The sequence below is a fragment of the Halocatena marina genome (genome assembly GCF_023276375.1).
GTDB lineage: Archaea > Halobacteriota > Halobacteria > Halobacteriales > Haloarculaceae > Halocatena > Halocatena marina.
Genome location: NZ_JALLPK010000001.1, coordinates 3,623,935 through 3,645,610, shown reverse-complemented (window position 1 = coordinate 3,645,610; position 21,676 = coordinate 3,623,935). Strand labels below are relative to the sequence as shown.

The 21,676-nt window shown below is 53.8% G+C and carries 22 protein-coding genes; 12 read left to right on the top strand and 10 right to left on the bottom strand.

Annotation, left to right across the window (positions count from 1 at the left end):
• The first annotated feature begins 96 nt into the window (after positions 1 to 96).
• Both MW898_RS17300 and MW898_RS17295 read left to right on the top strand, forming a co-directional pair.
• Positions 97 to 1,278, top strand: a complete 1,182-nt coding sequence (locus tag MW898_RS17300; RefSeq protein WP_248909142.1) for an outer membrane protein assembly factor BamB family protein — start codon at positions 97 to 99, stop codon at positions 1,276 to 1,278.
• Positions 1,271 to 1,672, top strand: coding sequence for a hypothetical protein (locus MW898_RS17295; RefSeq protein ID WP_248909141.1), 402 nt, complete (start codon positions 1,271 to 1,273; stop codon positions 1,670 to 1,672). The genes MW898_RS17300 and MW898_RS17295 overlap by 8 nt, the downstream gene beginning before the upstream one ends.
• Positions 1,673 to 1,693: 21 nt before the next feature.
• On the opposite strand, the gene MW898_RS17290 is transcribed toward MW898_RS17295, so the two are convergent.
• On the bottom strand, positions 1,694 to 2,902 hold the full coding sequence (locus tag MW898_RS17290; protein WP_248909139.1) for an FAD-dependent monooxygenase: 1,209 nt from the start codon (positions 2,900 to 2,902) through the stop codon (positions 1,694 to 1,696).
• Between the two features lie 214 nt (positions 2,903 to 3,116).
• Complete coding sequence (locus MW898_RS17285) at positions 3,117 to 3,530, bottom strand: VOC family protein (protein WP_248909136.1); 414 nt, start codon at positions 3,528 to 3,530, stop codon at positions 3,117 to 3,119.
• Between the two features lie 356 nt (positions 3,531 to 3,886).
• Between MW898_RS17285 and MW898_RS17280 the strand changes: the two genes are divergently transcribed.
• Positions 3,887 to 4,669, top strand: a complete 783-nt coding sequence (locus tag MW898_RS17280) for an SDR family NAD(P)-dependent oxidoreductase (protein WP_248909134.1) — start codon at positions 3,887 to 3,889, stop codon at positions 4,667 to 4,669.
• Here the strand turns inward: MW898_RS17280 and MW898_RS17275 are convergent, their stop codons facing one another.
• Complete coding sequence (locus MW898_RS17275) at positions 4,670 to 5,614, bottom strand: beta-keto acid cleavage family enzyme (RefSeq protein WP_248909132.1); 945 nt, start codon at positions 5,612 to 5,614, stop codon at positions 4,670 to 4,672.
• A gap of 856 nt (positions 5,615 to 6,470) precedes the next feature.
• Here MW898_RS17275 and MW898_RS17270 point away from each other — a divergent pair.
• A complete protein-coding gene (locus MW898_RS17270; protein WP_309242236.1) occupies positions 6,471 to 7,496 on the top strand; it encodes an NAD(P)-dependent oxidoreductase in 1,026 nt (341 codons plus the stop codon).
• Positions 7,497 to 8,284: 788 nt separating this feature from the next.
• Positions 8,285 to 9,316: a zinc-dependent alcohol dehydrogenase gene (locus tag MW898_RS17265; protein ID WP_248909128.1), complete on the top strand. Its 1,032-nt coding sequence runs from the start codon at positions 8,285 to 8,287 to the stop codon at positions 9,314 to 9,316.
• 507 nt (positions 9,317 to 9,823) lie between these two features.
• Here MW898_RS17265 and MW898_RS17260 read toward each other — a convergent pair.
• Entirely contained in the window at positions 9,824 to 11,251 is a 1,428-nt protein-coding gene (locus MW898_RS17260) for an amidohydrolase (RefSeq protein ID WP_248909127.1), read from the bottom strand.
• Positions 11,252 to 11,685: 434 nt separating this feature from the next.
• Here MW898_RS17260 and MW898_RS17255 point away from each other — a divergent pair, with 434 nt between their 5' ends.
• Positions 11,686 to 11,862 carry a hypothetical protein gene (locus MW898_RS17255; RefSeq protein ID WP_248909125.1) on the top strand — a complete coding sequence of 59 codons (177 nt, stop codon included), beginning with the start codon at positions 11,686 to 11,688 and terminating at the stop codon, positions 11,860 to 11,862.
• Positions 11,863 to 12,207: 345 nt separating this feature from the next.
• Here MW898_RS17255 and MW898_RS17250 read toward each other — a convergent pair whose 3' ends face one another.
• Positions 12,208 to 13,008, bottom strand: coding sequence for an IclR family transcriptional regulator (locus MW898_RS17250; RefSeq protein ID WP_248909123.1), 801 nt, complete (start codon positions 13,006 to 13,008; stop codon positions 12,208 to 12,210).
• 217 nt (positions 13,009 to 13,225) lie between these two features.
• On the opposite strand from MW898_RS17250, the gene MW898_RS17245 reads away from it, so the two are divergent.
• From MW898_RS17245 to MW898_RS26030, 3 genes are all read left to right on the top strand, one after another.
• Entirely contained in the window at positions 13,226 to 13,459 is a 234-nt protein-coding gene (locus MW898_RS17245; protein WP_248909121.1) for a hypothetical protein, read from the top strand.
• Positions 13,460 to 14,535: 1,076 nt separating this feature from the next.
• A complete protein-coding gene (locus MW898_RS25690; protein ID WP_264383074.1) occupies positions 14,536 to 14,658 on the top strand; it encodes a hypothetical protein in 123 nt (40 codons plus the stop codon).
• A 3-nt stretch (positions 14,659 to 14,661) separates the two neighbouring features.
• Positions 14,662 to 14,967, top strand: a complete 306-nt coding sequence (locus MW898_RS26030; protein ID WP_248909120.1) for a helix-turn-helix domain-containing protein — start codon at positions 14,662 to 14,664, stop codon at positions 14,965 to 14,967.
• Between the two features lie 79 nt (positions 14,968 to 15,046).
• On the opposite strand, the gene MW898_RS17235 is transcribed toward MW898_RS26030, so the two are convergent.
• Entirely contained in the window at positions 15,047 to 15,709 is a 663-nt protein-coding gene (locus tag MW898_RS17235; protein WP_248909118.1) for an O-methyltransferase, read from the bottom strand.
• Between the two features lie 249 nt (positions 15,710 to 15,958).
• On the opposite strand from MW898_RS17235, the gene MW898_RS17230 reads away from it, so the two are divergent.
• The 3 genes from MW898_RS17230 to MW898_RS17220 all read left to right on the top strand — a co-directional run bounded on the left by MW898_RS17230 (position 15,959) and on the right by MW898_RS17220 (position 18,780).
• On the top strand, positions 15,959 to 17,185 hold the full coding sequence (locus MW898_RS17230; protein ID WP_248909117.1) for a trans-sulfuration enzyme family protein: 1,227 nt from the start codon (positions 15,959 to 15,961) through the stop codon (positions 17,183 to 17,185).
• A 147-nt stretch (positions 17,186 to 17,332) separates the two neighbouring features.
• Complete coding sequence (locus MW898_RS17225) at positions 17,333 to 17,932, top strand: cupin domain-containing protein (RefSeq protein ID WP_248909116.1); 600 nt, start codon at positions 17,333 to 17,335, stop codon at positions 17,930 to 17,932.
• A gap of 74 nt (positions 17,933 to 18,006) precedes the next feature.
• Positions 18,007 to 18,780 carry a PHP domain-containing protein gene (locus tag MW898_RS17220; RefSeq protein WP_248909115.1) on the top strand — a complete coding sequence of 258 codons (774 nt, stop codon included), beginning with the start codon at positions 18,007 to 18,009 and terminating at the stop codon, positions 18,778 to 18,780.
• 118 nt (positions 18,781 to 18,898) lie between these two features.
• Here MW898_RS17220 and MW898_RS17215 read toward each other — a convergent pair whose 3' ends face one another.
• From MW898_RS17215 to MW898_RS17200, 4 genes are all read right to left on the bottom strand, one after another.
• Complete coding sequence (locus MW898_RS17215) at positions 18,899 to 19,213, bottom strand: PDGLE domain-containing protein (RefSeq protein WP_248909113.1); 315 nt, start codon at positions 19,211 to 19,213, stop codon at positions 18,899 to 18,901.
• The gene (locus tag MW898_RS17210; RefSeq protein ID WP_248909111.1) at positions 19,210 to 19,845 is read right to left on the bottom strand and encodes an energy-coupling factor ABC transporter permease; all 636 of its coding nucleotides are present in this window, start codon (positions 19,843 to 19,845) and stop codon (positions 19,210 to 19,212) included. Before MW898_RS17210 ends, MW898_RS17215 begins: the two co-directional genes overlap by 4 nt.
• Positions 19,846 to 19,904: 59 nt before the next feature.
• Positions 19,905 to 20,747, bottom strand: a complete 843-nt coding sequence (locus MW898_RS17205) for a DUF5694 domain-containing protein (RefSeq protein WP_248909109.1) — start codon at positions 20,745 to 20,747, stop codon at positions 19,905 to 19,907.
• A 74-nt stretch (positions 20,748 to 20,821) separates the two neighbouring features.
• The gene (locus tag MW898_RS17200) at positions 20,822 to 21,640 is read right to left on the bottom strand and encodes an SDR family oxidoreductase (RefSeq protein ID WP_248909108.1); all 819 of its coding nucleotides are present in this window, start codon (positions 21,638 to 21,640) and stop codon (positions 20,822 to 20,824) included.
• Positions 21,641 to 21,676 lie beyond the last annotated feature (36 nt).

Below are 21,676 nucleotides of genomic sequence, written 5' to 3'. Positions count from 1 at the left end.
CTGGACGTATTCCTCGTCTTCATCGCAAACAACCCGCCCTAAATTAATCTAGTCACGAATCAGTGAAATGATATAGTGTGACGAGAACTACCACTTGTGCTTCAAGATCGGTCCCCGCTTACCCGTCGCCAGACTTTTGCGGTCGGCATCGGCCTCGCAATCGGAAGCAGCGTTCTTCCGCAACGCTGGTTCAAAAGTCACCCTCATGCTGTGACGGTCGAACGAGATGCGTGGCCGATGGAACAACACGATCCAGCACGAACCGGATACGCTGGGAGTGAAACTGGCCCGACACGAGAGCCAGCGGTCGCATGGCAAACCGAACTCGGCGAGGAGCAATTAACGCGGCGAAAGCTCATCAGCTCAGGCGAACAGATTTACGTCACGTCACACCATTCGCTCACCGCAGTCGACGCGATAGAGGGAGAGAGACAGTGGCAGCTTACCCGACTCGGAACGCTTCCGTGGGGTGGCGAACAACTGTCGACCGGAGTGTCTCCAGTCCTTGGTAACGGCCAGCTGTTCGTCGGAGCGAACGATCTCTACGCGGTCAATCCAGCCAACGGGAATGCGCAGTGGGAGTACGAAACCACCAGTCTCGACGAGATGCTTCGTGTGGGTAATACAGTGTATATCTCGTATGGCGACGTACTCGCTGCCGTCGACGCCAGCTCGGGACTCGAACGCTGGAAAGCAGAGACAAGGCTGCACCCGAAAGCGTACGCACAGGGACAGCTGGTTGGCTCGATTGGCTACGACGGCGTCTTCGGTGCTGTTGACGCAGCATCAGGGTCCGTAGAATGGACACGAGAAATAAAGCGCAACGACGCGTATCGGATTGGGCCGTGCGTCACGAACGAGACGGTGTATTACGGGACAGGACCGTTGTACGCGCTGGATCTCACCGACGGATCGACACTCTGGACGCACTCACTGGCGACAGCTGGAGCGGAACTCAAACCAGTTTCAGATGGAACAACAGTCTACCTCGCAGTTGGCGAGACGAACCGTGTACTCGCCCTCGACGCGAGCACTGGAGATATCCGGTGGAGCAGGAAACAAGAAGCGATCACCACAGGAAGCGCACCAGCGCTCACTGAAGAGACGCTCTACGTTGGTCTCAAACACGGCGTCGTTGCGTTCGACACAGCAACCGGAGCAGAGCGATTTCTCGTGAGAAAATCCGAAGCAGCAAGCATTCAGAACTCGCCGATCGTCGTTGGCGATACGTTGTACGTGATGCTCGATGGAACACTCTTTGCCCTGACCGATGAGTGACGAAAGCGCGTTTGAGAACATCAGGAATGGTTTTTCGAACACTGCTCGATTAGTTTCACTCTGGTGTGCGTTCGGGCTTGCAATACATGCTGGACTCGGGACTATCCTCGATGTTTCTCTGATTAACGAACCATTTGGATCGACGATGCAACTGGGAAGCCTCGTTGCAGTGTGTGTCGCTTGCTATGTCGATTATACGTTTCCGAATATCCGAACAGAGACAGTCTGGCGGTTTGGTATCACGGTGTTTCTCTCATTTGTCGTGATTGGAACGATCAACAGTACGTTACACGCACGAACGAGCGGGTCACTCTACTACATTGTCACTGCTATTGGGACGTGGATCGCGGCGCTCATGCTCGGTCTAAGCGTCGCGTGGCCCGACGATCGATGACGGTCACACCCCGAGGGCAACTCAGATCCCGTTGACAACGCTCTCGGTTCCCATCTTAAGGACTGGTTTGAGGAGGTGAGATCCGCCGGGGTATCGAGCCACTTTGAGAGCGGTATCACGGACCGTAATATGCCACTGACTCGGGGGAAAGAGCCATTTCGCTGCTCGTCGGCCAGCGGCTTGCTTTTCCTGAATCTCTGGCTTCATGTGCGATTCGTATCGATTGAGACGTTCCTCGATCGGTCCATCGTCACGAAGTTTTTGGGCCAGTACGTAGGCACCACCCATCGCCAAAGACGCACCCTGTCCCGCTAACAGGGAAACGGCCTGACAGGCATCCCCCACAAGCGTCACACGGCCCTTGCTCCAACGAGGGAGCTCAATTTGTGCGACCTGATCGTAGTAGATGCTATCAACGTCTGTACAGTGTTCGAGTAGCTCGGGAACGATCCAATCGAGATCTCCGTATCGCTGTTTCAGTGTCTCATACGGCGACGGCGGTCGTTCTGCATTCGGTGTTCGATGGACGAAAAACGTAGCCAGCGTGCCGTCTTGTAGGGGATAACACCCAATAGTGCGGTTGGGAACGGTCAAGTTCTGAAACTGTCCATCGAGTTTCCGTCGAATAGACTCGTCTTCGAAGATGAATGCGCCAGTGTGATACTTCAAATATCGGAGGTACTGGCTCTCATCACCGAACACCAGTTCGCGCACACGGGAATGAATGCCATCGGCTCCGACGAGCAACTCGACGCTCTCACGGGTTCCATCGGAGAGTGTCACGTCCACCGCTTGCTCATCCTGTTGCACCTCATCGACCGTGAGCCCGTAGCGAATCTCGACATCATCAGAGAGAGCAGCGTGTAGTTCTCGCTCGAGATCACCTCGCATCAGTGCCAACAGACGCCCATTTTGCAGCTGTCGGAACAACTCATAATCCATCTCTGACACTCGCTCGCCGTTCTCGTTCACGTTTACAACTTCTGAAACTGGCTGCTGAACCTCCTCCAGCCGATGTATGAGATCCATTCGTTCTGCCACATCATAACCGGAGCTGAGGAAGTCGATCATGTAACCCTCATCGCGCAGTCCAGACGCGATTTCGAGAACGAGAACGTCCCACCCTATTCGATCCATCCACCACGCCAGTGTGAGACCCGCAATTCCAGCACCACAGATGATCACACTTCCCTCTGTTTGCTGTGTCTCTTCTGTAGCACCATTTCCCATATTCACTATATAATGAATATATCGTCAGCGATGTATTAGTCTTCTGATGTGAACTACCAGCGGGACAGAATGTTCTGACGAACAATCAGAGATTGATCTGTAGTAAGTGTTCAGCGTGCAGCGACCGGTGGATTGTTCGCACAACTAGAGCGCTGTGAGTCTACGGAACCTCTACGTTGACCCATCTGTAGTCGTCGAGGAATTTCGATTGATATTACCCTCCATTATAAAACACGTTCCACTTGTGGCCGTCTGGGTCCGCAAAGCCACAACCGTACCACGGTTCCGTTTCCATGACTGTCTGAGGTTCGCTAAATAGCGTGCCGCCTGCGTTCTCTACCTCTCTTGCCCATTCGTCCACATCCTCTTGACTGTCTGCTGATACCGTGAACATCACTTCATTGCCGTTGTTTAAATCTGCGATGTCACTATCAATACCTCTCTCACTTTTGAATATTTCTTCAGCGAAGAAATGAACCACGAAATCATTGTCACCAACTACAAAGCTGGCCAATTCATCACCCTTGTCACCACCGTCATTGAATCGAAAGCCGAGTGCGCTGTAGAACTCCCTGGTTCGTTCAACATCTTGCACCGATAAGTTTGCCCAAATTTGTTTTGTTTTCATGATGTGAGCCGGGTTCTCTCCAAGCGTACTAACGTGCATTTTTGATAACTACGTTACCCTACCGTCACGAAAGTGAATATGAATCGTGTCCGACCTGTGATGAGCGTTCTGCTGCTACTGTGGGGTTGTACACCGGATCATACCTTCTCCTGATTCTGCAGATCGGCGGCACACAGTAGTATGCAAAATCGACTCGCTTGACTCGTGGATTCGCGCCAAGTTCCCGAATCTCCACTCTCGATAAATTGATTCTATTAGATTGAACAGTAATTGGTAGCGCGGTCGCTCCCGTGCGTTACTGTTTCTATTCATTTACCGTCAATAGTATTTTATTGCTCGAGAGAAGGTAGCAGGACGTGCCACACGCAGACCTCACGATTCCGGGCGAATCAGCGGCCATCACGGGCGCTGGTACAGGCATCGGACGACAGATCACCGATCATCTCACGCGAGCTGGCGTAAACGTAGCCGTCAACGACGTGGACGCCGACGCGCTCGATTCGGTCCGGACCATGAACAACGACGGGAATGTTGTGACGTTGCAGGGTGACGCAAGCGATCCCAGTGTGACCAGCGCACTCGTTGATCGCGCGATCAGGGAGTTTGGCGGTCTCGACATCCTCGTGAACAACGTCGGCCGGGCAGGCCCGACGAAACCCTGTGAAGAGATCTCCCACGAAGCATTCATGCAAACACTCGAAGTCAACCTCGGAGCGATGCATTCAGCGAGTAAGGCCGCAATCCCCCATCTCGGAGGCGGCGGTCGGATCATCAATCTCTCTTCGATGAGCGGAAAGCGCCCGCTTCGGGACCGCACACCCTACGTCACATCGAAGATGGGCGTACTCGGATTCACACGAACGCTCGCCGTCGAGCTCGCCGAGCGCGATGTAACGGTGAACGCCGTCTGTCCAGGGAGTGTGAGCGGTCCACGCTTAGAGAACGTAATGAAGGGACAGGCTGAGAGCCAGAGTCGTCCGTACGAGGAGGTCGAACGAGCGTTCCGTGAGGTTTCGCCAATGGACGAGTTTGTCACCGCCCAAGATGTGGCAGACGCGGTCCTATTTCTCTGCTCAGAACGTGCCGATCGGATGACCGGGCAAGATCTGAATGTGACTGCCGGTATTGTGATGTACTAATTAGGCAAACGCAACCTTGTCGGTCCCTTTCAGATCGAGGAACTCACGCACCTCTTCAGTCGTCGCCGGGGTTCGGCCAGCGATCTCCCACGCGAGCGAGACCATCTTCTCGACGAGCGCAGCGTTTGACGGTGCCCATTCTCCACGCGCTAGATAGAGGCTGTCCTCTAACCCAACGCGGGCGTGACCACCCATCGAGACGGCCTGCGTCGTGAGTGGATACTCCATGCTACCAGCGCCAATGGTCGAAAAGGAGTAGTCGTCGCCAAAGAGGTCGTCTGCCACCCGTTTCATATGCGTAAGATTCTTCGAATCCGCACCAATTCCACCGTGAATGCCCAACACGAATTCTATGTGAAGCGGTGGTTCGATCCATCCTTGCTCAACACAGTGTTTCAGGTTGTAGAGATGACCGACATCGTAGCACTCGAGACTCGGCACCGTTCCGTACTCGTTCATCGTCTGCAGCATCACCGAAAGATCCTCGAACGTGTTCTGGAAGATGAGATCCGTCGTTCCGTCGAGATACTCCGGCTCCCAGTCGTACTCCCACTCGTCGTGTGCGTCGAGCATGGGATACAGCCCGAAGTTGATTGATCCCATGTTGCACGAACACATCTCCGGTTCGAGACGATTCACGACCTGAATACGTTCTTCGGGCGACATCGTCGGTGCGCCACCGGTCGTCGGCTGGATGATCACATCGGTTTCTGCCTGTACTCTACCAGCAATTTCATCGAACAGATCGAGATCGTGGTTCGGTTCACCGGTCTCGGGGTCTCGGACATGGACGTGGACGACAGCCGCACCAGCCTCACTGGCCTCGATACACGCATTTGCGATTTCGTCGGGCGTAACAGGGAGCGCAGACGACATCGTTGGTGTGTGTATCGCTCCTGTCACTGCACAGGTGATGATCACGTTGCCGCTCGGTATTGTACGCATGAGTTACCGTGTCCCATGCTTAGGACAGTCAAAAGCGTTCGGTCCAGCGTTAGGTAGCGCTGTGGATCACTGGTGCGATTACCCTGTAGAAGTGAATTCCCAAATATTGAACCAAGAAACATCACTAGCCCCACCGGTTATCCCCTAAGACCAATGCGAACATTGAACATCCGATATCTATGTATTTTTTATTTCGAAACCGATACACACTACAGACAGTGTGGGGTGCGGTAACACAGATACTTATCAAAGACACGAACCATCTCACCAGCAAAATCGATACACGTGCCAGTATTTACTGTTCCCAATCCATTTACCCTCAACCACGACCTAGAGTCAGACCGGTTAGTGATCGTTCGCTATCTACCGTCGTACGTTACACCGGTGAGTCGAATAATGCTGTTTGAGGACGCAATCACGACGGACCTGCTTCAGTTGTCGCCGAGAAGCCAATAAAATCACCAGATATCCTATCAACCCTTCTGGGTGGAAATTTATAACGAATCCAAACACAAAGCGATTGGTACGTTCCTCCGCGAGATAATCGATCCACTCGGGAGTTCCCTGCCGCTGTCTTCCCTCACCACTCATTACATCATTACTTTCGTAACGATACGTTGGTCACTATTTTTCTGTGGATCGATGTATCGTATAGCATAGCGCAAAATGACCAGTTCGGTCGACTGACGAAGTGAGAGACCCGAAATAGACAGAAATGACACCGCAGGAACAAACAGGAACGATAGAATGAGACAACCGCTTTCTTCGAGTCTACTCTGGAAATATGACCGCATTCGGTGGAGTAGATGACTGTGCTCTGTGAAATATCGAAAGAACGCACCGTGAGCGACGGCACGTGTACATTCACGATAAGCGAACACCGTCGTACAATCAGTGGTTGACACCGGTCCATTGGAGAATCGTCTGTAAGGAGCACAACGCTGACCGAGAGTGCTATTCCGGGGGAATTTCACAACAAACACATGGATTTATACAGTTCGCAGCGGCGAATTCTTCTATGAGACGGATTGGACTCATTGGCGTCGGATTTATCGGGAAACTGTTCGTCGACGATCTTCGGTCAGCTGAGTATCCCGTGACCGCATACGACATCGACGAGTCGCAACTCGAATACGCTCTCGAACGTGGTGCTGAGGCCGCTGATTCACCCGCTGCGGTGGCTGCTGGTGCCGACGTCGTCGTATTGGCCCTCCCCGGTCATTCCGAGGTGCAGTCGGTCATGGAAGGTGAGCCACGGGGAGTGGTGGAAACACTCGATTCAGACCAGTGTGTCATCGATACGAGTACGACTGGCCCGGAGGCTGCGACCGAGTACGAGCAGAAGTGTGCCGAGCGTGGTGCTGGCTTCGTTACAGCCCCGCTCACTCGAAACGCACCGAGCGGTGACGGGATCCATATGATGGTCGGTGGGTCACCGTCGGACTACGACGAGGTACGGCCGGTGCTCGATACGATCAGTGAGGCACACACCCGCATCGGTGACGCTCACGACGCACAGACGTTCAAGCTGATGATTCAGATGCGGTATGCGGGCCAGCAGGCGATCGACGCTGAGATCGTCGAATTCGGCCGGAACAACGGTATCGATCCCGAACGCATGAACGAATTCCTCGGGATGGACGTGTGGGAGCAGTACTTCACGCTCGATTTCGCTCCTGCTATCGAGGGGTTGGGTGGTCTCGCAATCTGGCACAAGGATCTCGGCTACGCGCTGGCACTCGCCCGAGAGTCAAATACCGCGACACCGCTCACGAGCACCGTCCACGAGGCGTACAAATCAGCAATCGAAATGGCCGACGAAGACGAGGGACACGCTGCAGCGACAATCCGCCACTGGCGGCGCCACAACGGAGCCGAATAGCCGTCCAGGGAATATCACTACCACCGCAGCTGTATTTCTATCCGATAATGACGGACGGTCGTGTGAGACCATCGTACCAAGTGCTCCCCTCTCCCGCTGATAACTGTCGTTCGTAAAAATGAGAGTCAGTCGAGCCGCGAATTCCAATGAGCGAACAAACACGTCTCTGGAATGGGTCCTTCAGATAGGCGTTATCTCGAACGGATATCGTACAGAAGATCCGTTCATGAACAATCGAGCAGTCGCATCGGAAACGGTAATCCGACAATATCGGAGGCAGTGGCTGATGATGTAGTTGGCGTTCCGTTTTCTCCACCGAGATGGAGCACGTACAACGGAATTCATCAGTGAAAAGCATGCTCGGAATGGATAGTAGCCGCGAGACAGTTGCTCACTAATCACCACCAGACGGATCGTCGGTCAGCTACCGATCCGATAGTACCGGACACGAACTGATTCGCGCCGACACAAACGGCACCGATCGGCCGACGAGTTGGATCAACGAACGGTTGGCTGGTCAGCATTAGTTCATATCCGATTGATACTTCCCTCAGCACTGGAGTCAGCCGTCGATCAGCTTGAAATCACCGATATTATCAAACCACGTCGGAATATCTCGACAATCGGATCCAGTATCAGCGATCGTGGCGTCCAGTGAGCTCATCTCGGTGCCGTTCGTCCAACGATTCACGGATTTTTCGGAGCGGTAATCCCTGAACACCCAACATTATTAACCTAGGTGATCGCATGAGTAGAGTGTATCAATCAGACCGAGATCACCAGCAATCATGAAATCCATCGTTCAAACAGGGACTCGTACTGTGGAAACACAGACACGCGAGATCCCGTCCCCCAACTCCGACGAGCTGCTCGTAAAGGTCCACACTGCAGGATTATGTGGTAGTGATGCGCACGCATACAAGTACGACGGCGGGTACGAGTGGATCCCGATACCACGAGTCATGGGACACGAATACTCCGGTGAGATCGTCGAAGTCGGTGGGAATATCGAAGGCTTTGCTGAGGGAGACAAAATCGTAGAGGAGCCGATTCACGACTGTGGGGACTGTTTTCAGTGCAAGAACGGTCAGTCAAACGTCTGCCAGAACTTTTCGATTACTGGAATGCATCGGGACGGCGCGTACGCGGAATACGTCACTGTGGCTCCAGAACACGTTCACGCGGTTCCTGAGACTGTCCCGCTGCGTCACGCTGCGATTACAGAACCGACGAGTATTGCCACGCGCGCTGTCTTCGACCAATCAGTCGCAACGCCTGGTGATACGATTCTCGTCGAAGGCCCCGGACCAATCGGTGTCTTAATCGCAGCAGTGGCAGACTCACTCGGTGCAAACGTCGTCGTTTCCGGACTCGATCACGACGCCACGTATCGACTCCCACTGATTGAGGACCTTGGCATCGAGACAATCAACGTTCAGTCGGACGATCTCGATGCGTATACCGAATCAGTGACTGATGGCACCGGATTCGATGTCGTCTTCGATGCGACCGGACATCACGCTGGTATTGAAACGACAATCCAACACGTCCGCAAGGGCGGACAGGTCGTCGTCGTCGGTATTCCGAACGAAACGAGTGAAGTTAGCCTTACACCCGTCGTCAGAGGAGAGATAGAGATAAACACCTCCTATGGATCAACGTGGACAAACTTCGAACAAGCGCTACGGCTGATGGAGAATGGGGCGATCGCCGTCGATCAGATACTCGATCCATCCTACAGCGTCGACAATCCGTCGAGCGCCTTCGAGGCATTTCTCGATTCTGAAACCTGCAAGCCAATATTTCAGTTCGATAGTTGAGCAGACGATTGACTCATGAGCTACCGTCACAGAGACCATCGTACTGACAGAGTGAGAGGAAGATTTTGAATAAATATAAAGCCAAAAATAACAACCCATTTAGTATATTGAAGCGCTAACATCGAGCACGTAAAGCGAGCAGTCAACGAAAACGATACTCGCGGACTGATAAAACGATACAGTATCGCTCTCTCTGTCAGAATACTCCAGCAATGAGAGAAATTATGCTAAATTCATAAATTATGGCTACAGTCGATCGTACCATGGTCGTCGATCAGTGCCAATATCGGCTGTTTCGTCTCATAATCGTTGGATACACCAGAACGTTCCCGACGCGTGCTCGCTACACGTCAGACCGATCAATAAACGTGTAGATACTTCTACACTGGACTTGGATATCGAACATCACCTGTCAAACGCTTCGCTGGAAAGACCAACCAGTAGCATTCGTATACGCATGTACATCCCAAGAGCTGTCTCCCTCCTGTTGAGTAGAAGCTAATTCGATCAGGTATCTCGCATGGCAGTCACATCGAACGGTGGTTCCGACTCGGCTGGCAGTGGTGTCTCGTAGGCATCCGTGCCGATGTCTGCTTCGAATGCTTCACGTGCTGCATCGAGTGTTTCTCGATCGGCCAGCAAGTCGTAAATCGCTCCTGCGAGCACTTTCGCAGCGAAGGTGACGCCTTTCTGTCCAAAATCGCCATTCGCCGCAACGACCTGCCACGAATGGCCGGGCGTCCCCACTGGCCACGTTGCGGCGCTGAACTGTCCCATCGGAACGATCCAGCTCACGTCACCGACGTCGGTCGAGCCCGCCATCTGTCGGTCGTAATCGTATGGCGCAACGGGTTCGGGATGGAGTGATTCGTCACAGATCTCCGCAGAGAGTTCGTCGGGAACGTTCGAGAGATTCGCTTCGATCCGGTCGTCGGGGACGGTCGCTTTCAGATCCGCGGCGAACTCATAGTCCGCCTCATCGTAATCGATCGGACCGATCTGACGCATATTCTCCCAAATGACATCTGAGATAATTTCGTTGGGACGGTAGTCATAACATCCAGTGAGAAACCGCTCAGTGACGTCTGTTTGGCTCATCTTTGCGGCAGCGTCCGCAATGTCACGGAGCCACTCGGTGTTCCGCTCGACCTCACTGCGCTCGGGAGCACGGACGAAGTACCAGACAGTCGATTCGGCCGGAACGACGTTCGGTGCCTGCCCACCGTCAGTGATCGTGTAGTGCATCCGAGCATCGGCAGAGATGTGTTCGCGCATATACTCAACACCAGTGTTCAGCAACTGGACGCCGTCGAGTGCACTCCGGCCCGACTCCGGAGAGCCCGCTGCGTGAGAGGAAACGCCTTCAAACGTGTACATGAGCGAGTTCATCGCGTTCGAAGATCCCATTCGAGGAGTACTGAGATCACCAGGATGCCACGTCAGCGCCGCCGCAAGATCATCGAAGACGCCAGCTCGCGCCATATAGGTCTTACCGATGAGCGTCTCTTCAGCGGGACAGCCGTAGAAGATGACGGTCCCATCGACAGCACCTGCATCGAGTGCGTTTTTCACTGCGATGGCTGCACCGACACCTGCCGTCCCGAAGAGGTTGTGCCCGCACCCGTGGCCGGGCGCGCCCTGTTCTATGGGATCACGCTCTGCTGTGCTCTTCTGAGAGAGTCCGGGGAGTGCATCGTACTCACCGAGGATGCCGATATGTGGCTCGTCTTCGCCGTACGAGGCAACAAACGCTGTTGGCATCCCCCCAACGCCTGTTTCGACTTCGAATCCTTCGTTTTCGAGCGCTTCGATGAGTACTGACGCAGATTCCTCCTCATGGAGACCGAGTTCGGGTGTCTCCCAGATCGATTGTGCGATGCGCTTCAAGCGCGATTCATTCCCGTCAATCCACTCGAATAAATCCTGTTTACTCATGATATCTAGCGCGTCTAAATTGGTGATAAAACTAGGTCTTCAGAACAGACCGATTCGCACTCGTTCATAGAGTTTGAATGATTGTCGAGCAGCTCTTGGCTGTGATTGAGCTTGTAGCCTGTGCTCGAGAAAAACCACAGTGAGCGTCGGCGCTGCGTTCTTTCTGGCAAAGGATTCTGACGGTGCGACTAATTCACCCATGCAACAAAAGTAGCTACACAATGAATGATCGCTATTCACTCACAGCTCACGGTTGATTCCACAAAAAGATAGAATACGAAAATGTTTAATCCAAATAAGATGGATATGAAAGTACAATGGGATGCTCAATCGTCGCCGTGACCGGTGGTAATGGGTGAATCGGGTCGAAAGTCCTTGCACATCTCGGCGAACACGGTTACGAGGCGGCAAACATCTCTCGAGGAAAGCGCTGTGTGGACGTCTCTGATACATATATTACGACTGATCTCCTCGACGCTGGCGAGACGTACGTGGCACTGTCGAGAGCCTTGCCGACCGATCGAAAGCGTCCGAACTCCTCGGCTGGAAGCCCCAGCACAGTTGGCGAGAGCTATCCTGAGCGATCGGACCGGTCACGACACAAAGAGTGAAACAGCAACTCTGAGCACGGGAGACAGTGTGATTGCTACGTGTGATCTCGCTAACGATGGTGTGTCGGGTAATCACATCTGACGATTAAATGGTAAGGAGCCACTGTCGTTCCCGAAGGATTCGTGTCATTTGACAGCGAGACAAGCAAAGTCCTCAATCCAGAACGTCGTGGGGTGTGAATCCAACAGCAATCTATCGGTCCGAAGATGATTATACTGTAACCAAACCGGTCCAGTTTACAGTTAGCCTACTGTAGCAGGCTACTGCTGTCGTTTCGTGTTCTCGATACCTTACAATATTACGAACGTAATGCTCCGTCAGATTTGTTCCGGATATCATACACCTCACGTTAAATTTTCAGTCGTTTGTTCCATCCATCCGAGATAGGCGGTGTTGATTTCGATAACGCCTGCTACGTTTTGAAGCGCTTGTGGGATCTCTTTGTAGAACATCGCATCGTCAATCCGCTCGGCAGGGCCATTCACACTGATTGCACCGAGAAGATCGTCAGTATCAGTAGTAATTGCGGTCGCAACACAGCGGACGCCATCGAACTGTTCTTCATTGTCAAAAGCGATCCCGCTTGAGCGGATATCCGCGAGTTCCTCGCGCAACTCCGCCGGATCGACGATCGTGTGTTCAGTGTGTTGAGACAGCTGCACCTGTGAAACGATGTCTTTGTGTTCGTTGTCCATCACAGAAAGCATCGCCTTTCCTGCAGCAGTGCTGTGTAGATTTTCCCGCGTTCCTAGATACGTTTGAACTTCGTTGCGATCTGCTGACGTCGCCTGATGAAGGGTAATACCGTAGCCGTCGCGTTCGACGACTAATCGTGCCGTCTCACCGGTCGTCTCAGCGAGCCGATCTACACCATCTTTGCCGATTTGAAAGACTGTCTCTCGCTCGCGTGCCGCGCCACCAAACGAGAGTGATCGAAGCCCGAGCTGGTATTTCCCGTCGACTTGTTCGACAACGTTCTCGTTTCGCAGTGTTGCTAGGTAATGATGGACTGTTCCCTTCGAGAGCCCGACAACGTCGCTGAGTTCCGTAACGGTTGCTTGCTCCCGACGCAGAAGTTCATTCAGGATACGGAATGCGTTTTCGACCGATTGTATCGTTTTGCTTTCCGTTCCGTCTCGGTCCATGCCACGAACTGGAAGTACCAACATAAATATCCGTCTTTGTTGTTTGACTGGTACAAATACGGCTTCTGTGTGTTCGTTCTCAACACAGTACTAAAGCGACCGGACCATTCGAGAACATCGATTTGACCGACAACGAGAGACCAAATCTCAATCATTCGTGAGAGCCGGATCATCTCGGGTGCGAAGGTTCTTGAAACCGGCGACAGAAACGGGATGTATGACGTGGTACGACGATTTCTGGTCGTTGGTCTACGATTATCGACCGTACCTCTGGCTACTCTTTATGTTTCTCGTGTTCATGCTGTGTCTAAGTACTCTCTCGTTTGTTCTCAGTCGACAGAGCACCGCTTCGCACACACTTTCGTACATTAATCTCCTCCTTACAATCGGACTGGGCGTGATCGTTCTCGGAATGTACTGGTACTCCGCGAAGCGCCGAGCAGAATTATAAGTTGAATTCCTCTGTTGAGTAGTTGATATCATTCGCATAGTATCGATCAATGCTACCGCTTCGTTCGTCTCAGAGAAGTGCTGGGTCGAGCAATAGATCAGCTTCTTTCAATATGATCACATTCGTTTTAGATGAGCCACGTCGAGAGAGCCACCGAAACCATCAGTCAGAAACGACGACTGTCCGTCCAGATCTAACCAACTAAGATCCTATTTCCCGTGTTGATACTGAGCCTGACTCCAACTATGTTGAAAATTTACAGTACAGATCGAAGGGAAATAATGCAAAATTAATCACACATTTCGAAGGAGCCACCAGTCGTGAATTGGGCATTCACACTAGTATGCGGCAGCCATGATTACAGACACTCGATTTGAGATCACTCATAGACAGAGACCATCAGTTCTGTAAATTACTCAGAGAAGCCATTCGATGTTCGATGAAGAATTTGTAAAGTCAGGAGTATAATTTTCACACACGTGCATACACATCAACAAGCGTGATGACAGCCCGTGTGTACGGTGACTTCCCGTGATAGCTCTGTGCCACGGTTTGATATTGAGACATAACTCACTGCCGACGATCGGACACATTCCATCAGGTATATCGAGTAAATACTTTTAAATTTATATCAATTACCAGGGGAGCAAGCAGCGCTGTGAGAGTGCGATTCCACCACAGCAATTTGCCTAAACACGACGAGTAACCGATGGCATCGACAGGAGCGCAGCAGCGTCGGATTGGAAATCACGCTGTACACGTCCATCGTTCCACTACACAAACCAAACCAGTTCGATCGTTCCAAATAACAGTATCGAGACAACGTATTGCACATGTTCGTGGCTACATGGATATCACCGGCGAGCAACTAGACAGAATATGCCCAGAGCACAGCTGAAAGCCAAACTCCCTGGCGGGCCGGCTGCTCTCTCGACCGAATTTCCGGATGATAAGTTCTGAATTCTGTCTGGACTCCCAACAGATGACGGGATGCTAGTGATCCTCGAAATTCGGACATCAGACGCGATGGCGCTCGTCCGTGGACTCGAAGAGTCTATGTGCTATCCTCGTATGAGATGTTACATACTGATGAGGAAGCGCTTCTCATTCAGTACTCGATCCCGTTCGTTCCCCTTCTCTACCGCGCTGTTATCGCCTCAGAAGATCTCCCTCGTTTTCCCCCCATCATCCGGGATTGATGGGTGATCTCGGAGATAACTACCACACACGAACGGCTCTCTCAACTCAAAGACGAGTTTGATACTGCTGGTTTCACCTACGACATCGTCTCCGTTACACAAACGACCGATTCGACCGGGCTCTTGACCGACCGCCAACGGCAAGTCATGACTGGAGCACTCGAACAGGGGTACTACGGCACTCCCCGTGAGTGTTCACTCATTACTCTCGCAGACGCGCTAGCGGTCAGCAAATCGACCGCCAGCGTCGTACTCCACAACGCTGAGGAGACAGTCATCAAGGAATTTTTCACAGAGTCGGTCGAGTAAAACCGGTCGAGAACCTTCGCCTCTCTGGATACGCAAAGCGAGGCACTGTTTTGCGCTGGCCCTGTTGTGCGTAGGCAGACTACCGGCTTCGGTAAGAGACGGCGAGTCCTTCACCGACAGGGAGAACGTACGTTTCGAAATCAGGGGCAGCTTTGACGTGCTCGAAGAAATCGGCGACGGCCCGCGTTCTGTCGTTCGGTGCAGATTCCCCACCGAGTGTAGCGAGGAGACTGTCTGGTGTGAGGGCATCCACGCAGGCAACGTTGTCAGCAATGATGGCACCACCGGGAGCAACTAGCGCTCGAACAGCATCGAATCCCTGCGTATAGTCGACGGTGTCGTGATCGAGCACGATGAGATCGAACGGACCGTCGTACTGTGCGACGATGTCGAGTGCCTCGCCGTGTTCGAAGACCGCGCGGTCTTCGAGTCCACCCTGCTCGAAGTACGACCGGGCGTCGTCGAGTCGGTCGGCGTTCCGTTCGGTCAGCACGATCGATCCATCGTCCGGCAGCGCGCGGGCTATCCAATACGCCGAGTAGCCAAAACCGGACCCGAGTTCGAACACCGACTGGGTATTTCCTAACCGGGTACACAGCGCGAGCGTCTGACCGACCTCCGGACCGACTGTCGGGAATCCCTCTTGTTCTGCACGAGCTTCCATCCTCGAAAGCACGTCATCGATTGACGGACTCGTCCACTCAAGTAGCCGACCGACCGCATCCGAATGAAGTGGTGGCATTACTCGCCCTACAGCCAGTTTCAGTATAAAACATTCAACGGACGACTGATCGAGCGTCAAACTCGACCCATCTTCCAATGCATCTGAAAAATCATCTGAACCACCATATATTCACGTTGAGTGAGATCCAGTGATTCCAACAGGAAAAATGGAATAATCACCAAATCATAACCGCAAATAATGGTTTCTTTTCACTCTATTACCGAGAAATAAGCATGTTTATACAGTATGGAGGGTCTGTTACTGACTATGGCATCCGAACATCACTCTCACTTCGAGACACGAAGTGTCTCCACCGGTGAAGACCCCGCAAACACGAAAGCAGGCGACGTTACCGTCCCCATTCACTTGGCGTCCACCTACACGCTTTCGAACGTCGACCCAGATCTCTCGTTAGAGGAAGTCGATCCAGATCGAGGAGAGTTCCTATATGGCCGGCTGTCAAACCCCACACGACACGCTGCCGAAACACGGATCGCCAGCCTCGAACAGGCGAATCACGGACTCTGTTTTTCCTCCGGATCCGCTGCAATTGCAACCACATTTCTCTCAATCGTCGAACCAGGCGACCATATCGTCGCGTTCGACGACCTCTATGCGGGCACGACGCGGATGTTGACAGACTTCTTTGAACAACGGCTGAATGTCGAGGTAACCGCTGTCGATGCGACCGACGTGGGGAACGTCGAAGCGGCCATGCAACCAGAAACGAAGCTGGTCTGGGTAGAGTCACCAACGAACCCATCGATGCGCCTCTGTGATATAGCAGCGATCGCTGCTGTCGCACACGCGAATAACTCCTTGCTTGGTGTCGATAATACGTTCCTCTCTCCGTACTTCCAACAACCGCTTTCGCTCGGTGCTGATGTCGTGGCCCACTCGACCACGAAGTATCTTAACGGTCACTCCGACTCGATCGGTGGTGCTGTCGTCACCGATCACGATCCCTTGGCTGAAGAGATGGGCTTTCTCCAGCAGATCGCCCTCGGCAATCAGATGCCCCCGTTTGATGCGTACCTCTTCCTCCGTGGGATGAAAACACTCCCGTCTCGGATGCGCGACCACGAGGCAAACGCCATGGTCATCGCAGAGTATCTCGAAACCCATCCGGCAGTTTCGGACGTCTTCTATCCCGGGCTGGAATCGCACCCACAACACGAGTTAGCCGACCGTCAGCAGTCGGGCTATGGGGGTATTCTCTCGTTCGATTTGGCTGGCGATCAGTCCGATGCGATTGCGTTTCTCGAAGCGCTTTCTGAGTTTTCGTTGGCAGTCTCTGTGGGGGGCGTGGAATCACTCATCCAACTGCCTGCGGCGATGACGCACGAACCGTTGGGAGAAAAAGCACGGGCTGCACTCGGAATCACCGATACGCTCGTCCGGATGTCAGTCGGCATCGAACACGTCGACGATCTTATCTCGGATCTCGACAAGGGATTTGCAGCGATGAGCGAGACACCGCTGTCAGAAACGTAGCCAAGAGAACATTCTCGTCACGATCGGTCGAAGTCTCATTCGATCATCGCAGACAACTGCACTATCCTCTCGTTCAATACATTGACCGGAAGATGAGCCGTGTATCGGATCCGAAACGCAGTAAGCGGACCCGGTGGATCTTCGGCCATGGAACGAGCCGCGATTGACGATGTCGAACGCGACGCCAGTGGCGACGATGTCGAGCGCCGTCGGCTGTCCGATCGCTTGGATACAAACGAGATCGCAATCAATCAGTACCGGATCGGTCCCGGCAGCGAGTTCGCTAGTGGACTCCACACCCACATGGACCAAGAGGAGGTGTTCTTCGTGCTCGAAGGGGAAGCGACATTCGAGACGCTCGTGTCCTCTAGCCCAGAGCACGCGAACACGGGCGGCGAGATCACCGTCAAAGCAGGAGAGGCAGTGAGATTCGCGCCCGGTGACTTCCAGTCGGGGAAGAACGAAGCTACCAACGACCTCGTGGTGATTGCGTTGGGAGCACCACGTGATAGTGAGGACGTACGAATCCCGTTCGCGTGTCCCACGTGCGACCACGATGGGCTACGCATCGACCCGAGTGAGAACGTAACGCTCGTCTGTCCGGACTGCGGTGACGAACACGTTCCCAGAGCGTGTCCCGACTGTGGTCACGATGATCTCCGCGCCGCGCTCAGTGAGTGCGCACAGCCGATCGTCGTCTGCTCAAACTGTCGTGCTGAATTCGAGAGTCCTCCGCTCCAAACCTGATGAACGGCCTCCCACAATATGTCAATTTTCTAATAGTCGAAATCGATAAGCAGTACCGGCGTCTTTTCAATCGAGTGCGCGACTTCCACGCTCACTCAAACTACTCCGATGGTCGGTTTCTTTCCCGGATGGTGCGCGCCGCTCAAGAGGCAGGTCTCGAGGCCTTCGGGTTCACGGACCACTGCAGCGTTTCCTCTCGAGAAGCCATGCAACACGCTCGTGCTTCGATGGGGTTCAACCTCGACATCACGTACGAACGCCGTAGAGACAGTATCGAGCGGCTGCGGCGCGAGGTCAGCGGGATCGAAATCTACGACGCGGTCGAGATGGACTACGATCCCCGGGACGAAAGCGAGATTAGTGATTTTCTCACCGAAGCAGCGTTCGATTACGCACTCGGCAGCGTCCACAGTGTTGACGGACTGAACGTCCAGTACCCCTCTGACTTCGAGGAAATGTCATCGAATGAATTGGATCGATTCGTCGATCGCTACTTCGAGAACCTCGTTTCGCTCATTGAATCGGAGCTATTCGATGTCGCTGCGCACCCGGATCTGATAGAACGAACGCCCGTGCTTCGCGGTCGGGCAACCGAGACCCACTACCGTCGGGCTGCACGGGCGTTCGCCGACTCGCGGACAGTCCCCGAGATCAACGCTGGCCGAGCGCTCCGCGAGGAGGGGATCGTTCACCCATCGTCCCCGTTCCTCGATATTCTCCGCGAACACGGAACTCGCGTGACAATCGGCACCGACGCTCACCATCCCGACGAGGTCGGCGAGCGCGCTGTGTTTCTGGATAATTTTCTGCAAGAGACTGGGATTGAACCGGTCACGCCGCTCGACTGACTCTCCGTATTGCTGGGCGGGAAGCGTCTCGATTCTGAATCAACAAGAGACGGATAGCACGGAAAGAGCGTTCGAGAAGTCGAACGGTTCTCGAACTGGAGCAGAATGTTGGGTCGCGTTATTCTTCTAAGATCGACCCGATTCCGACTGTTACTATGAGCGTCAGCCCAGTACCGAGAAGGGCAACGATGAGTGTTCCAGTGTAGGCGTCGAGACCGGGAATCGAATATCCCGGCACGACACCATCGAACAGTGGCGATGCGTATGCGGATGCGCCAGTGAGCTCTGCTGCGATATCGAGAGGTTCGGTGTAGCCGGTCTGTTCAGTGGCCCACGCAAAAACGGGAGCACAAGCGGCCAAGATCGTGAGAGCAACGACGGACCGACGGGCCCACTGCTGCTGAACGAACCCAACCGTTCGCTCGCTGCTCATGCGCTCACCGTTGGCAGGATGGATTCGCGTTCGATACCGGTTTCTGAGAGGAGCCGGATGCTGAGAAGCGTTAGGAGCCCCTCACCGAGTCCCAGCACTGCGTGGCTACCACCCATGATGGCCACAACCGTGATGAGTTCGTAGTTGAACGCCGGGGATAGTCCCAGTTGGACACCCGCAGAGAGTGCCGCGAGCGTAATTCCGACCCAACCAGCGGCAATGATCGCCAGCGATTCGTTCCGCGAAGCGAGTGCTCGATAGACAGCGTATCCGCCACAGACCTCGACAATAGCCATGTTCCAGACGTTCGCGCCGAGAGCGAGAATTCCCCCATCACCGAAGACGATCGCCTGAATCGTGAGGACGATCGCAATAGAGAGGACTCCGAGCTGTGGACCGAGCACGATCGCGGCAAACGCACCGCCGACAAAGTGCGCGCTCGTTCCGCCTGGAAGCGGCCAGTTCAGCATCTGTGCCGCAAATACACCGGCAGTCACAACGCCGAACAACTGGACGCGGTGTGTGCTCAGCGTCCCACGAAGGTGAACGAAACAGTACCCAACTACGCCAGCCGACACCGCGAGGAATACAGCAACCATCCACGGATGTAAAAGCCCATCTGGTGTATGCATTGTAATTGGTATCTCTCCCCCCGTGTAGTAAATCGCTTCTATGTGTGCGCATGTTGCCGTTACAGAAATGGAAGTGGGCTAACCGGACGGAACATCGGTGCCTCCGTGAGAAGCTGTCGTAACACGCGGACGTGTCCTGCACCGACGACGAGAAGCAGTCGTTCGTCGCCACGCTCTATCGCTCGCCAGAGATTGTGCACCATCCGCAGGTTTCGGTCGTACCAGCGTGAAAGCGTGCGTGGGCCGCCGTAGTTGTCTCCCTCTCCCCAACGAAGGTAGCGGCCGAACATCGCTTTGTGATTGTATCGCAGCTGCTCTTCCTGGTTTTTCCAGCGGAGGAATTCGGGAATCGTGGAACTGGCCAGTCGGTCGTTCATATCTCGTTCGCTCGTTTCCGGTTCAGGGATAGAAAACGGCACTTTATCAGCAGGCCGAAATCCGCGGGCTTCCAATTCCTCGAATTCGTCGTTGCTGATGTCCATCGGACAGTCGATCGGATAGATTCGATCGTGATCCAATTCATCCGCCAGTCGGAATCCGATTTGAACGACCTCGCTCCGACACTCGGTGGTCAACTCGTTACGAGCAGGATGAGGTGGGTCGATCGCTTCCTCACGCTCGTACGATCGCTCACCAGTACGGTACTCCTCGTACAGCTTATTGACGGCCTCAGCGCGATTGTACGGACGTTCGACGGCGATACGGTCGGGTTGCCAGCGGGCGAGCTGCGTTGTGAGTGTCTGTAGTTCCGCCTGCCGCTCCGGCGCGAGCACGTCGTCTGCGGCCACATTAATCTCGTCCAATCCAGGATTGTCCATGTGATACGTGCCACAGAGCATCACCTGTACCGGATCAGACTCATAGCGAGATGTTGGTGTCTCCACGTCTTGATCGTCAGTCATTTATTATCACTACAGACGACATGACTTACCATTGGTATAAAGTGCCTAGTTACTCACGTTTTTCAGATCGAATATCACTCGCTCAAATTTTGTTTGAGTGCCTCCCTGACCGTTGTCGGTCGAATCCCCGTTGTCTGGAGAAGGCGGGTCGTTTTGAGCGAACTATCGCGTGGTACGTCCATACCATCGGGAATGCGAGTCGGAACGATGGTGTCGGTCGAGAATCCGAGACCGGCCAGTGCCTCGCAATGAAACTCGTAGACGCTCGTTCGTGGCCCACCACAATGGACGATACCAGTCACTGACTCCTCGATCAACGCGCTGATCGCGGCCGCGGCCTCGGTCACAACAATCGGACTCTTGAACATGTCCGTGAAATATTCGACGGTTTCGCCTGCCTGTACTTTGTCCCGTGTCCGGGCGAGACGATGGTCCAGTTCGCCCCGAGCGAAGCCGTACAGATAGCTCGGTCGAACGATGCAGTACTCTTCGCAGTTCGATCGAACGAGTTTCTCGAAAACAGCGAGACGATGCCCGTACTCCGATACAGGAGTTGGACGTGCTGTTTCCGGATACTGTCCCATCGTTCCATCGAAAACCGCATCGCTCGAAACGTAGATGAATCGACGGTCACGACAGGCAGTCACGAGGCGTTCTGCGGCAGCAGTGAAGCTCTCACGCGGGATGTCGTGATCGTAATACTCGACTGCAGCCGCGCATACGACGACAGCAGGCTGGTAGCGATCGATGAGAGAAGCAGGATCATCCTTCCAGAAATCGAATTCGATGGGAGCGTACGGCTGTTCGTTTCGATAGTGGGTTCCAAGACAGGACAGTTCCTGCGTGAGCGCGCTTCCGAGAAAGCCACTCCCCCCGATCACGAGTGTTCGCATGTCGATTTTTGAACCGTGAATTGACATATCGTTTGG